This window comes from Acinetobacter sp. WCHAc060042, assembly GCF_003231195.1.
Lineage (GTDB): Bacteria > Pseudomonadota > Gammaproteobacteria > Pseudomonadales > Moraxellaceae > Acinetobacter.
On sequence record NZ_QKVN01000010.1, the window covers coordinates 17840 to 31466 of the forward strand.

11 protein-coding genes are annotated in these 13627 nt (G+C 41.1%); 3 read left to right on the top strand and 8 right to left on the bottom strand.

Features of this window, described 5'->3' with window-relative positions:
- Nucleotides 1-13 precede the first annotated feature (13 nt).
- Together DPG01_RS05985 and DPG01_RS05990 are read left to right on the top strand one after the other, a co-directional pair.
- Entirely contained in the window at nucleotides 14-1897 is a 1884-nt protein-coding gene (locus DPG01_RS05985; protein ID WP_110974491.1) for a DUF4105 domain-containing protein, read from the top strand.
- Between the two features lie 195 nt (nucleotides 1898-2092).
- Nucleotides 2093-3469, top strand: coding sequence for a diguanylate cyclase (locus tag DPG01_RS05990; protein WP_086208017.1), 1377 nt, complete (start codon nucleotides 2093-2095; stop codon nucleotides 3467-3469).
- Nucleotides 3470-3524: 55 nt separating this feature from the next.
- On the opposite strand, the gene DPG01_RS05995 is transcribed toward DPG01_RS05990, so the two are convergent.
- The 6 genes from DPG01_RS05995 to DPG01_RS06020 all read right to left on the bottom strand — a co-directional run bounded on the left by DPG01_RS05995 (nucleotide 3525) and on the right by DPG01_RS06020 (nucleotide 8622).
- On the bottom strand, nucleotides 3525-3884 hold the full coding sequence (locus DPG01_RS05995; RefSeq protein WP_086208016.1) for a cupin domain-containing protein: 360 nt from the start codon (nucleotides 3882-3884) through the stop codon (nucleotides 3525-3527).
- Nucleotides 3885-3971: 87 nt separating this feature from the next.
- The gene (gene folE / locus DPG01_RS06000; protein ID WP_171264403.1) at nucleotides 3972-4520 is read right to left on the bottom strand and encodes a GTP cyclohydrolase I FolE; all 549 of its coding nucleotides are present in this window, start codon (nucleotides 4518-4520) and stop codon (nucleotides 3972-3974) included.
- A gap of 93 nt (nucleotides 4521-4613) precedes the next feature.
- On the bottom strand, nucleotides 4614-5300 hold the full coding sequence (locus DPG01_RS06005; RefSeq protein ID WP_110974492.1) for a Smr/MutS family protein: 687 nt from the start codon (nucleotides 5298-5300) through the stop codon (nucleotides 4614-4616).
- Nucleotides 5301-5561: 261 nt separating this feature from the next.
- Nucleotides 5562-6383 carry an SDR family NAD(P)-dependent oxidoreductase gene (locus tag DPG01_RS06010; protein ID WP_228156969.1) on the bottom strand — a complete coding sequence of 274 codons (822 nt, stop codon included), beginning with the start codon at nucleotides 6381-6383 and terminating at the stop codon, nucleotides 5562-5564.
- Between the two features lie 37 nt (nucleotides 6384-6420).
- On the bottom strand, nucleotides 6421-8055 hold the full coding sequence (locus DPG01_RS06015) for a long-chain fatty acid--CoA ligase (RefSeq protein ID WP_110974493.1): 1635 nt from the start codon (nucleotides 8053-8055) through the stop codon (nucleotides 6421-6423).
- A gap of 72 nt (nucleotides 8056-8127) precedes the next feature.
- Nucleotides 8128-8622: a 2,4'-dihydroxyacetophenone dioxygenase family protein gene (locus tag DPG01_RS06020; protein ID WP_086208249.1), complete on the bottom strand. Its 495-nt coding sequence runs from the start codon at nucleotides 8620-8622 to the stop codon at nucleotides 8128-8130.
- A gap of 355 nt (nucleotides 8623-8977) precedes the next feature.
- On the opposite strand from DPG01_RS06020, the gene DPG01_RS06025 reads away from it, so the two are divergent.
- Nucleotides 8978-11635: a LuxR C-terminal-related transcriptional regulator gene (locus DPG01_RS06025; protein ID WP_162622325.1), complete on the top strand. Its 2658-nt coding sequence runs from the start codon at nucleotides 8978-8980 to the stop codon at nucleotides 11633-11635.
- A 117-nt stretch (nucleotides 11636-11752) separates the two neighbouring features.
- Here DPG01_RS06025 and trpC read toward each other — a convergent pair whose 3' ends face one another.
- Together trpC and trpD are read right to left on the bottom strand one after the other, a co-directional pair.
- Nucleotides 11753-12559 (bottom strand): indole-3-glycerol phosphate synthase TrpC, encoded by an 807-nt coding sequence (gene trpC / locus DPG01_RS06030; RefSeq protein ID WP_110974494.1) that lies wholly within the window; start codon nucleotides 12557-12559, stop codon nucleotides 11753-11755.
- A gap of 16 nt (nucleotides 12560-12575) precedes the next feature.
- A complete protein-coding gene (gene trpD, locus DPG01_RS06035; protein WP_086208010.1) occupies nucleotides 12576-13622 on the bottom strand; it encodes an anthranilate phosphoribosyltransferase in 1047 nt (348 codons plus the stop codon).
- Nucleotides 13623-13627 lie beyond the last annotated feature (5 nt).

Here is a 13627-nt window from a genome sequence, read left to right on the forward strand (position 1 = left end):
GACTCAACTCTGCATGAAATCGCTTCTCCTCTTTTCCAGTGCGCTGTTTAGCACCACGATCTTTGCTCAGGCACCCCGCTCAGCAGAGTTTTATATTGAAAAAGCCCATCAGCTTGAGCTTGCCTCAAATGTGACTTGGCAACGTTTGATGTATGCGAATACTTCGGGAAATAGTGAAGTGACCTATCGCCCGTTCTTCTATAGCGAACACGGACAAACCCAACTCAAGCAAGAACTTGATGCAAATATTGTGGCACTTTTTACACAGGCTGCCGTGAATGAATCCATTCAGTGTCGCTTTCCTGCACGTTCAAAATGGCTCATAAGACAACTTGATATTGCACCGAATCAACTTCCTAAAGCATCCTGTCCTGAACTGGATGAATGGATTGGGCAAATTAAGCCGTATAAGGCGACTTTAATTTACGCCACAGACTTTATGGGTAATCCCAGTTCGATGTTTGGACATACTTTGTTAAGGCTCGATCCTAAAGACCAAAAACAACTAAACTTAGTCTCTTATGCGGTAAATTACGCAGCGACAGTGGCCAATAGCGACAGTTTTTCTTTTGCGTGGAAGGGATTAACTGGGCAGTATCCGGGTGAGTATTCGCTCATGCCATACTACCGAAAAGTGAAAGAATATGGTGATTTGGAAAGCCGTGATCTGTGGGAGTACGAGTTAGCCCTGACTCCTGAAGAAACCAAAACCATGGTTGAGCATATTTGGGAGCTCAAACATGTGCAATTTCCTTACTACTTTATCAGTGACAATTGTGCTTATCGTTTACTGGGTTTAATTGATTTGGTTCGTCCAGATATCAATTTACAACAGCAATTTAAAACCGCAGCCATTCCAGTTGAGACCATTAAGGCTGTGGATGACAATCATTTAATTGCAGAAAGTGCTTACCGTCCTGCCTTAGAAACTCAATTACTCGCACAGGCTAAACAACATGGACAGAGCCTGGCTATGGCTGCAAATCATATTGTGCAATTAACACCTGCTCAAATGCTAACTTTTTTAAATCAGTATTCTTTGGTTGATCAAGCGCGTATTTTAGAGATGGCTTACGATCATCTATATTTACAATTGATTGCGCAAAAAGTTACAGCAGAAGAGGCTCAGCCCCGCATTCGAGAATTATTGGGTTTGCGTAGTCAAATTGATTTGGAAAAACAGCGAAAAGTTGTTGAAACTCCCAAAGTAGACCCTGTCAAAGGACATCATGCACGGACTTTGCAACTGGAGGGAGGTAAGTTACAGGGAGACTCGTACTTCCAACTGAGCCATCGTCAGGCCTATCATGATTTGATCGACCCACAAGGCGGTTTTCGTTTAGGCACACAGCTTAAGTTCCTCGAAGGTAGCCTAGAGTACCGTGATGACCGACTGAAATTACAAGAGTTAAATTTGTTAGAAGTGAATGCTTATAGCCCATTAACTGCATTTAAAACCCCTTTAAGTTGGGGCTTTAATGTGGGATGGCAGCAAGAATCATTGGAGCGAAATGGTGAATTTAGTGAGCAGGATCAACACGGTGTATTCAATCTATCCAGTCAGTTTGGTTATAGTGTAGCAGACCAAGATCGCAAGCATTTATGTTATGTCCAATTGCAAAACCGGATTCAAGTTGGTAAAGCGCTAGAGCGTGATTGGCGAATGGGGATTGGACCAACATTGGGCTGTCAGAACATTTGGACTGAACATGTCAATAGTTTGGTACAGGTAGAATTGCCATATTGGGAAGATAGTCATCAATGGCAAGTCAGACTGAACACTCAACTGCAATATGTCTTGAACCAGCAAAATGCATTACGGATTCATTGGCAGTATCAACAGCAAAAAGGCAAAGATTGGGATCAGACTGGGCTGAGTTATATCCGTTTTTTTTAGTACGACTTAGTTTTAGAGCTCCACGAATGGAGCTTTTTTTATGTCTAGAATCGCTGTTAAAACACACAAATATCAGTGTTTGATTTTTATAAGACCTTGAAAGCTTACCTTGATGATGAAAATAGGCATTAAAATTTGTTATATTAATCACATAAATTTCGAGCGATTCTCAAAATATATAAATAGGTAGGCTTTATGAATGATGAATGCATGGCTAAGTTGGCCGAGCAGTGGGGTAAAATTTGCCAACATTATTCAGTGAATGATCACATTAAAGCGCAAAATTTCATACAGCAGCATTCATTTGTATTGGTCAATGAATTTTATCGCAATATTGTTTTGGAGCCTGAAGCGGCTGATTTCTTTAAAGATGACATTATTCAACAACGCTTAAAAAACAGTTTAAACCAATGGTTGATTGAAAGCTTTGATGTAGCTTTGAATCAAGCTTATTTTACTGCAGTCGAAAAACAACAAAAAGTGGGACAGGTACATGCGCGGGTAGGCATTCCTTCATGGTTGATCATGCGTGGTATTCGTGAGATTGAAATCAAGATTTTGCAACTACTAGATGAACTTCAGCTCAAAAACAGTCATCAAATGCTCAGTTATATGCTGCAAATTATGGGTTTTGCCACTGAAATTATGTGTAGATCTTATGAGGCAAATACCGAACAGAGCCATGAAGTAAAACATAGCTACCGTTTATTTTCTGCAATGCAAGATGTAGCCGTGCAAAAAGATAAGCAGCGCAGTATTTTACTCGATTGGGAAAATGAGTTGATGTTCAAGGTTTTTTCCGAGCATCCGCAGTTACAGCATATTGCTTTGTCCAAGTCTGAGTTTGGTTTGTGGTTTGTGCATAAGGCCGCGTATGCGTTCACAGGTGCAGAACAGGTTGAGACTATTATTGGTTTGATTCAGCAAGTAGATGCACTGAATTTACATGTACTTGACTGCCAGGATCAAACACAAAAGATCGAGCGTATTCAAGACATTCGTGAAATGAACCGACAGATTCAGCACTTGGTCGATCAACTGTTTCAAGTGACTGAATATATAGACTCAGGTAATGACTCTCTGACTCAGCTTCTTAATCGCCGTTATTTAAGTACAATTGTATCTCGTGAAATTAATTTTGCTCGTAGAAATGATGCACCTTTAAGTTTGCTGGCGATTGATGCAGATTATTTTAAAGGGATTAATGATAAATATGGCCATACCGCAGGGGATTTGGCCTTACGTTTTATTGCTGAAGTCTTGTTGGATGTGGCGAAGGGGAGTGACTACGCTTTCCGAGTTGGCGGTGAAGAGTTTTTATTACTTTTGGTTGACAGTAATCTCCAAAGGGCTTCGGATGTTGCTGAAACGATTCGTAGCCGTATTCAAGAGACATCCATTCGAACGCCTTTAGGACAAAGCTTTAGCTTTACGGTGAGTATTGGTTGCACCATTTATAATGGTCATCCTGATTATCAGCGCTTTTTAGACACCGCTGACGCAGCACTGTATACGGCTAAAAATAATGGCCGTAACTGTATTCATGTAAGTGAAAAACTTTTGAGTGTTTAAGGTATAGGCTAAAAACTCAGAACACAAAACAATTCTAAGTCGTTTCTTGAGGCACTTATACCTCAACAATTACATAGTATTTTTTGACAGCTTCAACGACTTCAAATGTGCCAATAAAACTTGGTGGAATAATGCCTGCCTGTCCTGCTTTTACTTCAATGACGTTTTGTGTGTGGGCATCATGAATACGGACACATCCCTCCATGACTTGAAAGAATTCTTGTTTATTGTCTGCAAAGTGAATATTCCATGCCCCAACTTCACAATGCCAAATTCCGCAAGCCATATGCGGATGTTCATATAGGCTGTAGGTTTGGCGTTCAGGATTTCCTTGCACTAAACGGTCTGGACGTGGAAAATCAATACTATGTTCGCCTTGGGTTAAACCATGACCTGCTAACCAAATTACTGACATTGTTCATTTCTCTAAACAAAAAAGAATCATGTGATAAGTTTTGCATAAAAAAGCCCCAACATCCGTTGAGGCTGAATACCGCAGAGATTAATAACTTTCAGGAACCGCACTTAAAAACTCGCGACGTTCTTCTTTATTGGTTTTAAAGTCGCCAATAAAAGAAACCGTACGAGTCGTCGATTCTTGCTTACCAACACCACGCATCATCATGCACATATGAGCTGAGTCAATCATAACAGCAACACCACGTGCACCTGTCACTTCTGCAACTGCTTCTGCAATTTGTTGGGTGAGGTTTTCTTGGATCTGTAGGCGACGTGCAAACATTTCGGTAATACGTGCAAATTTAGACAAACCAAGTACATGGCCTTCAGGCAAATACGCAATATGTACGCGACCATAGAACGGTAGTAAATGATGTTCGCACAATGAATAAAATTCGATATTTTTAACCAATACCATTTCACGGTTGTCCGATGGGAAAACCGCATTGTTGGTCACTTCTTCTAAGCTTTTGCTATAACCAGACGTTAAATACGAAAAAGCTTTAGCAGCACGCATAGGCGTATCGAGGAGACCTGGACGATTTAGGTCTTCACCAACGGCAGTTAGAATGTTAGCGTAGGATTGCTGCATAGACATAAGACGTGTTCACTTACACTGATATTGAACAAGGACGGCATTGTAGCAGAAAACTATTGCAATGCCTTGTTTTGGACTAAAATCCGATTACTGTTTAAACTTTGGATTTTTCTCGCTGCGTTTAAGTAAGACTAAAACAGCACCAGTACCACCTTGTTTTTCTGGAGCGCTTACAAAAGCGAGGACATCACGGTGTTGGCGTAGCCAGCCATTCACATAGGTTTTTAAAATGGCTTCTGGACCTTTACCATGTACAATTTTAATCACATTTTGATTTTCATCTTTTGCCATTTGAATAATTTGCAAGACAGCCACACGTGCTTCTTCAACGGTACAACCATGCAAATCAACAGCTTCAAACCAGCGGATGTTACCTGCTTTTAAGTCTTCAAATACTTTATGTTGTAGCGTAGCAATACGATAACTGAGCGCTGCTTGGCTCGCTACAGGGTTGAGCATCGCTTGAGTATCGGACAGCTCAGTTGCATCAGTTTGCATTGGACCTTCGGCTGCCGCACGTTTAGCTAAAGTTTGTGCATCCATTTTTTTCTTTGGATTTTTTTCTATTTTGGCAATATTTGCAGTCTCCATTTTCTGGACACCGTGCATTTGTTTTTGAAACAACGCGAAATCATCTTCTGGCTCAGCTTGAGCGACTTGAGCTTTGGCTTCAGACTGTATGATGGCAGTCGAATGCGGGTTGGTGATCTGCTTTTTAAAGTCTTTCAGTAAATTAAACTGCTCTTTAGAAAGCGATGAATCATGTTTGCTCATAGGGTCAGAAAAATACGCAAAATAAGGAATGAGACAGTAATTATAGTCTGAATTTGCAATGATTTGAACTGAATTGCACTTATAGGGAATAGTAATCAATTGAAGGGAAAATGATAGGTTATTTTAGAAACATGAGATTAAGTATCGCTTTTATCAGAGGCTGAAAATCATTGAATCTAAGTCAATGTTGTCCCGATAGGGCTCAACACATGACGTAGATTCAAGTTTGGCGTATTGCTTATACTTTTAAGTGGGGGCAACTTAGCTTGCGTGTAAGCGACTGATGATTTTATCGAGCTTTTTATCAATTTGACCACGATACACATCAGGCAAAACACGTGAAATTTTTGCAAGTATACGGGCTTGAGTGCCAGGGATGATCATAAATTGAGAAGATAAAATTCCATCGTAAATTTCTGCGCAGGCTTTTTCAACGGGCATGCTACCTCCGAGTTGCTTTAAGGCTGCTGTAATTGGAGAACCATTTTTACGTTCCTCTGCCACGAGCGGCGTATCCACTTCTGGTGGACAGACTACAGCGACATCAATATTTTGACTGCGAAGTTCCATACGCAATACTTCAGCCAAGCCAACCACCCCAAATTTAGAAGAACAGTAGCCTGTATAGCCATAGCAACCGACTAAACCTGCAGCAGAGGCAATAAACACCAGTTTAGGGTGTTTACCTTGTTGAACGGCTTGCTTGAGATATGCTAATGCAGCATGGGCTACGTTTCGGCTCCCGACAAGGTTGATGTTGATCTGACGTAAAAACTCCTCAGCACTCATGTCTTCAAAGGATTTGGCAACCACGATTCCAGCTGAGTTAATCAGTAGATCAGGCGGACCAAAGGCAGTAACGGCTTCTGCAAATTTTGCCTGTAGGGTATTTTCATTTTGTACATCAATTTCAAATCCACATACAGCAGGTGAGCGTTTTTGTAAGCCAATAACCGCTTCTTCAATCCCTGTATGAGCAAAAATACATACTTGATAGCGATCTTGAAGTAAGCGTTTGCTGAGTTCAAGACCGATACCACTACTACCGCCAGTAACCCATGCTGTTTTCATATTCTTTTTCATTTCAATCTCCTGATGTGTATTTTAATTGTTAGGGCGATCAGATCACTTCACTTGGGAGTAATGCATCTGCAAACAGTGTACGAAGTTCAGCTTTTACAATCTTCCCCGTACCATTAATGGGTAAAGCATCCACAAAAATGACTGCATCAGGAATCTGCCAACGCGCAAGTTTATTTTCAAAATAGGCCCGTGCTTCTTCTTCGGTTAGCGTTGAGTTTTCTTGTTTCACGGCAATTAGAATTGGACGTTCATCCCATTTTGGATGACGCGCGGCAATCGCTGCTGCCATACGAATTTCAGGGTGGCCGACGGCAATATTTTCAATTTCAACTGAAGAAATCCACTCACCGCCTGATTTGATCAGATCTTTGGCACGGTCGCAAATGGTCATATAGCCATCTGTATCAAGGGTAGCGATGTCGCCTGTATCAAACCAACCATCTGCTGTGGTGGCACTTTTTTCTTGATTGAAATAGTGATCAACAATCCAAGCACCACGGACTTGTAGATTGCCTTGGGTCTGACCATCGTTTGGCAATGGGCTCAGGCTATCACCATCCACAATACGGAGTTCAACACCAAAAGGTGGACGACCTTGCGTCAAACGCAGTTGTTCAAACTCTTCAGCACTTAAAGAGGCATGTTTTGCTTTAGGCTGGTTGACTGTACCAAGTGGGCTAGTTTCTGACATGCCCCAAGCATGAATGGTGTCACATGCGTAATTGTCTTTAAAATCGCGAATGATGGATGGTGGGCAAGCGGCACCGCCAACGACATTTCGGTTCATACTGGCTAAAGTTGTGCCACGCTTTTTCGCCGTTGCCAGTAAACCTTGCCAAATGGTTGGAACGCCTAAAGCCACGGTTACTTTATAGTCGTCAATTAAGCTGACTAGGCTGTCCCCATCAAGATTTGGTCCAGGAAGGACAACACTTGAACCTACCATGGCTGCTGCATAGGGGACTCCCCATGCATTTACGTGGAACATTGGCACCACAGGCATGACCGTATCATTGGCAGATAAATTTAAAGAATCTGGCAAAGCAATTGCCATGCTATGCAGTAAAGTAGAACGATGGCTGTACAACACTCCTTTAGGATTACCTGTTGTACCTGAGGTATAACATAATGAACTTGGAGTTTCTTCACTCAGCTGCGGCCAGTTAAAGTCAGTAGATTGATTTAGAATTAACTCATCATAGAAAATGACATTTGGTAGCACGGCCAAGACTTTTTCATCAGGTGAACCGTAGCAAATGAATTTTTCTACAGTGGGTACCTTGTCTTGAATCGCAGTGATTAAAGGTAAAAAGGTTGAGTCAAAGAAAATCACTTTGTCTTGCGCGTCATTAATAATAAAAATCAGCTGTTCGGGGAATAAGCGTGGATTAATGGTATGACAAACATAGCCACTCCCTGAAATTGCATACCAAGACTCTAAATGGCGGTGATTGTTCCATGCGATCGTGGCAAGGCGGTCACCTAAGTCAAGGTGAAATGATTTCAATGCGTGAGCAAGACGTTTGCTATTTTGTTGAACTTCGTGCCAATTGGTCGTGGTGATTTGTCCAGTGACTTCTCGAGAAATAATGGTGGTATCAGCATGATATCTTGCAGCATGCTCAATTAAGTTACTAATTAACAAAGATTGGTGCATCATTTTGCCAAACATTTCGGTCATCCTTGGATTGAGTCATTGTTTTATAAATGAGGTTTTTAAGGTGAGTTAAAAACCTTTCGGCTGTTATTGAGCGCTCATTACAACTTCTGAGCCAGGCTTGATATAACCTGGCATTTTCTGTCCTGTTTGTTCTGCTATCACATGCAGTGTGCGCTCAATCCAGCCTGCATCCATAATGAACATGAGTGAGTCATCATCATTCAAATTCACATTTGCACCATCAATTACCATAAAGCCTTCAGCCCCATCAGGTGTTGCTAAGGTGTGGATGGAACCTGCAGGTTCGAATAAATAGCTGCCCGCAGTTTGAACATCTTCTGGATATTCGACATAATGCCAAGAACCTGCTGTGGTGTAAAAATGTACAACACCTGTATGGAAATGGCGCGGTAGCACTGTACCTGCATCAAAGCGTGCATAAATCACCCATTTACCATTATCAGGATCTAAAAAGCACGGTGTTACGTGTACACCTGGTAAAGCATTTTTGATCTCGCCATCTTTAATGTTCATTGTTAATAAGCGATCTTGATGTTTGATTGACTGTGCAATGCTCATGACAAACTCCATGTATGTCTTCAATTTTAAAAAACAGGTATCAATTTCTTGAAATATAGATAACTGTGATTTCCACTTTTTGAGCATAACAATCTTGTAGAGGATGCAAACCATTCGAAAGAATGGATTTTCTATGCTTTAGCTAAACTCCAAAAGAATGGTTTAAGGTATAGGGGATCATGATTTTGGCTCAATATCACCTTATTCCATCAAACAGGCCAGACTAATTTATCAATGTATTTGGTGTAGAATCGACTTAAGATGACCACTCCATGACAGTGTTGTGTTTTATGCAAAATTCAGGGAAATGAAGGTTGCTGCAACAATGTAATCAGAAAGATTGGATGAATAAAAAATGCAAGTGTTAAAGACCAAACTCAGTCGCCCAAGCATGGCAAGTGACCGAGCCATGCAACGCCCTCAACTGCTCAGTCAGATGGTGAATTATTGTCAGTCTTCCTTGGTTTTTATACATGCTGCAGCTGGGTATGGAAAAACGACACTCATGTACCAACTGAGTGAAAGGCTTGCTGCAAATGGAAAAAGAGTGGGTTGGTTAACTTTAGATAGTGATGATAATGACCCCATTCGTTTATATCAGTATTTACAATTGGCACTACTTCCCAGAGAGCAGTTAGTCGCCATTGCACATGGTCAAATACATAAGCAACATATTATTGAACTCGCCCAACAAGTCGCTTTAATAGAGATTGATACCGTTTTATTTATTGATGAACTCGATGTTTTAGACAACCAAGAAAGCTTAAATATCCTGTGGTGGTTATATCAATATTTACCTCAAAATGCCCATTTGGTGATTGCTTCAAGGGTTAAACCAAACTGGAGTTTTGTCAAAGAGTATCTCTTAGGACGCTTAAAATGGGTAACGGAAGAGCATTTAAGTATCAAGTCGCAAGAAAGCCCTGAGTTAATTTACTTTTTACAACAACAAAATTTCGATCATGTAAGTTTAAGCCCTGAATTGGCGGAACAACTGATCCATAAAACAGAGGGGTGGTTTACAGGTATTCAGCTTACCAATTTATATTTGAAGGAAAATCAAGATATTCATGGGTTTATTCAAAATTTAAATGGTGCGCATCATCAGATTGTTAATTATTTGAGTGAGCAAGTTTTTTTACAGCAGGATGCTGAGATTCAACAATTTTTATTGCAAATTAGTGTCTTGAGAAAACTGAATGTGGCATTGGTGATTGCACTTACAGCGAACAATACTGCACAGCAAATGCTAGATGCTATCAGTCAAAAGAGTCTATTTATACAAGCTTTAGATGATCAAAGAATGTGGTATCGCATACATCATTTATTTCGAGATTTTCTACAAGCGAAGTTTAAACTTTTACAACCCGACTGCTATAAACAAATGCATTGTAAAGCAGCAGAATGGTTTAAGCAGCAACGTTATTTGATGGACGCGATCTATCATGCTCAGCAGGCAGAAGATCAACAACTGATTCTGTCTTTGCTCAATTCAGTTTGTCGTGAATTAATTTTAGAAGGGCGACATTATACTTTTTTGGAGTTAGTCAAACAGTTACCAGATGCTATTTTGCTGCAAAATCCTAAGTTACTCTATGACATTATTTGGTCTCTGGTGCTGACTCATCAAGCGACTTTAGCCAATCATTATCTACAGCTTTGGCATAGTGTTGATCAGCATGAAGCTCTGTTACAACATGAAGACCAATTGGGTTTAGCGCCTTTAATTGCCGTCTTGGAAGATAAGTTGGAACTCGCTTATACACAAGCACAGCAAAACTTGGTACAACTGGCAAGCACAGCCTATTTTTCTCGTGCTCCGCTTATTGGGATTGGGGCGCTCTATCAGATTTGTTCAGGACATATGACTGAAGGGCGGAAGCTACTCTTACAGACGCGTATTCTCTATTTGCAAGGCCATAACTTATATGGTTTAGCGATGGTCGATTGTGTTGATGCTTTATGTGACTATTTGCTTGGAGATTTAACACTTGCAGCAGAGAAATTTAGTCAAATTGGGCAAAGTGACGAATACCGTAATCTAGGCTTAGATGCGGATAATAAAGCGGCCATTATGAATATTCTGAGTAGTTTTAAAGCCGATCTATATTATGAAATGAATCGAATATCGCAGGTTGAAGATGCATTAATTGATTTCAATAGCGGTGACCATTTGGCCATGCCTGATATGGTTATGGTCGGCTATATTCTTCAGATGCGTTTAGCGACTTTGCGCCAAGATCAGGTTGCAATACAGCTGTGTTCAAATCAAGCCCATACCCGTAGTAGTCAATGGTCACTTCCACGACTTGCACATACGGTGCAACTTTATGTGCAACAACAGTTAAACCCTTATTCAGGCTTGGCGGACGTTGGACAAGGCACCTTTAAACCTTTTCTAAATTTTACTCATTTGCTACGTGGGGACGATTTAATTCCTATTCGCACGCAAATTTTTACAGGCCAAGTACAGCCCGCTGTAGAGTATCTTAGTCAACAGTTAGACTTTTTTAAGATTTATCCTATACGGCAGGCACGAGTTCAAGTTTTACTGGCATTAGCACTATATCAGTTGAAACAGGCTGAACAGGCTTTAGACCATTTACAACAAGCGCTTGAGCGACTCATGCCCACACACGCTGTGCGCGTCATTTTAGATGAGCATCCGCTCATTTGGGATATGTTAGCTGATTTAAGTCAGCATCTAGCTCGACAGCAACAAAAACATCTGACCATGCTTATAGCGTATATCCAGCACTTACAAAAGTTGCATCAAACTGAAACCAGTGGGGGTGTTTCGTTAAATAGCACGAAGGTTGAACCTTTATCGAAGCGTGAAATACAAATTCTGGAAAAATTAAGTCAGGGCTGTACTGATGCAGAAATATCCGAGTCGATTTTTTTATCCATCAATACGGTGAAGTGGCATTTGCGTAAAATCTATAACAAGCTACAGGTACGATCGAGAATGGAAGCAGTGAATGAAGCCAAGAAGCAGGGTTTAATTGAATAATTTGAGATCGCATCAGTTTTGTAGGTGGTGTTATTTGACAAGATCTTCAACAGCTTTTTGAAAGGACATATCACAAAGTATTCAGGGCAAGACTTAGTTCTTACCCTGAAATTTTGATTAGAGTGTTTCGGGTGCTCCAAACAGCTCAGTGAAAGCGTGGTCAGGTCGTGGTTGTTTCATAAAACTTTCACCGACCAAGAAAGCATGAATGTCATGCTCTTGCATCATTGCCACATCTGCAGGTGTTGCAATACCGCTTTCAGTGACCAGTAAACGTGAGGGTTCAAGCAGTTTTTTCAAACGAATCGAGGTGTTTAGGTCGACATCAAAGGTTTTTAAATTGCGATTATTTACACCTAACAAACAACGTTCAGAGAGGCGTAGTGCACGTTCAAGCTCTGCTTCATCATGTACTTCAACCAACACATCCAAATTCTGCTCAAAAGCTGTTTTGGACATTTCTTCGAGTTGTTGATCAGATAAACACGCCACAATCAGAAGAATACAGTCAGCATGTAAAGCACGTGCTTCAATCACCCCATAAGGGTCAATCAGAAAGTCTTTACGCAATGCTGGTAGGCCACAGTGAGAACGTGCAATTTGGATGTTTTCATCGGCGCCTTGGAAGAAGTCGGCATCAGTAAGCACAGATAAACAGGCTGCGCCTGCTGCTTCATACTGTTGCGCAATTTCAGCAGGATCAAAGTTTTCACGAATGATCCCTTTAGACGGAGATGCTTTTTTAATTTCAGCAATCACACCAGGTTTTTTACTTAGTAAAGACTGAGCAAAACCACGCACTGGCGTTGCCTCAAGTGCCCATTCTTCAACATCTTTATAGCTACGTTGTTTGAGGCGTGCAGCAAACTCTTCCTGCTTACGATCTACAATTTTGCCTAAAATCGTATTTGCGATATCTACCATGACAAAATCCTGTCTATCAAGCGTCGTATTGTTTAAGAGTTTTAGTGAATTCAGCAAGGATGCTCATTTTTTCTAAAGCCTGACCACCATAGATAATGTCGTGTGCCAAAGCCACACCTTGCTTATAGCTGGTGCAAAGTCCTGAGACATACAGACCAGCACCTGCGTTTAAAGCAATCATATTGGCTGCTTTTTCACCTTTTTCAGATTTCTTTTTACCTAAAGCATCTTTAATCAAAGTCAGGCTTTCCGCAGAGTCTTGGATCATCAAACCGGTTAAGGTTTGCGATTCGATACCAACATCTTCAGGTTGGATTTCCCACTCGACCACCTCACCATGTTTTAGTTCAGCCACATAGGTACTTGATGCAAGGCTAATTTCATCCAAACCATCTTTAGAATGAACCACCATGACATGTTCTGCACCCAGTTGTTTCATGACTTCTGCAATTGGACGGCACAATTCAGTCGAAAAGACGCCAATCACTAGACGTTTTACCCCAGCCGGATTCGTAAGCGGGCCGAGTAAATTGAAAATACTGCGGATGCCTAACTCACGACGTGGGCCGACTGCATATTTCATGGCCTTATGATGATTTGGTGCAAACAAGAAACCAACGCCCATTTCACGAATACAACGTTCAGTTTGTTGCATGTTTAAGTCAAGCTGGATGCCTGCTTGTTCTAACAAGTCAGATGAACCTGATTTGGTTGAAACACCACGGTTACCATGTTTAGCAATGGTTGCACCTGCTGCTGCAATCACAAACGCCGATGCGGTCGAGACGTTAAATAAATTCTGACCGTCGCCACCTGTACCTACAATATCGACTAAATAAGGCACATCACTGACATCAATTTTGATGGCAAACTCGCGCATGACACGAGCTGCGGCGGTAATTTCATCAATACTTTCGCCTTTTAAGCGTAAACCCATCATCAGTGCACCAATTTGGGCATCTGTTGCTTCACCATTCATAATGGTACGCATGACCTCTTCCATTTGCGGTTGGGTCAATTCAATATTTTTGGTGATGTTATTTAAAGCCTGTTGAATATTCATTTTTC

Bases quoted from the DNA above. Each gene is read 5' to 3' on its own strand.
- DPG01_RS05985 (WP_110974491.1), top strand. From the start codon at position 14: ATGAAATCGCTTCTCCTCTTTTCCAGTGCGCTGTTTAGCACCACGATC.
- DPG01_RS05990 (WP_086208017.1), top strand. From the start codon at position 2,093: ATGAATGATGAATGCATGGCTAAGTTGGCCGAGCAGTGGGGTAAAATT.
- DPG01_RS05995 (WP_086208016.1), bottom strand. From the start codon at position 3,884: ATGTCAGTAATTTGGTTAGCAGGTCATGGTTTAACCCAAGGCGAACAT.
- folE (WP_171264403.1), bottom strand. From the start codon at position 4,520: ATGCAGCAATCCTACGCTAACATTCTAACTGCCGTTGGTGAAGACCTA.
- DPG01_RS06005 (WP_110974492.1), bottom strand. From the start codon at position 5,300: ATGAGCAAACATGATTCATCGCTTTCTAAAGAGCAGTTTAATTTACTG.
- DPG01_RS06010 (WP_228156969.1), bottom strand. From the start codon at position 6,383: ATGAAAAAGAATATGAAAACAGCATGGGTTACTGGCGGTAGTAGTGGT.
- DPG01_RS06015 (WP_110974493.1), bottom strand. From the start codon at position 8,055: ATGTTTGGCAAAATGATGCACCAATCTTTGTTAATTAGTAACTTAATT.
- DPG01_RS06020 (WP_086208249.1), bottom strand. From the start codon at position 8,622: ATGAGCATTGCACAGTCAATCAAACATCAAGATCGCTTATTAACAATG.
- DPG01_RS06025 (WP_162622325.1), top strand. From the start codon at position 8,978: ATGCAAGTGTTAAAGACCAAACTCAGTCGCCCAAGCATGGCAAGTGAC.
- trpC (WP_110974494.1), bottom strand. From the start codon at position 12,559: ATGGTAGATATCGCAAATACGATTTTAGGCAAAATTGTAGATCGTAAG.
- trpD (WP_086208010.1), bottom strand. From the start codon at position 13,622: ATGAATATTCAACAGGCTTTAAATAACATCACCAAAAATATTGAATTG.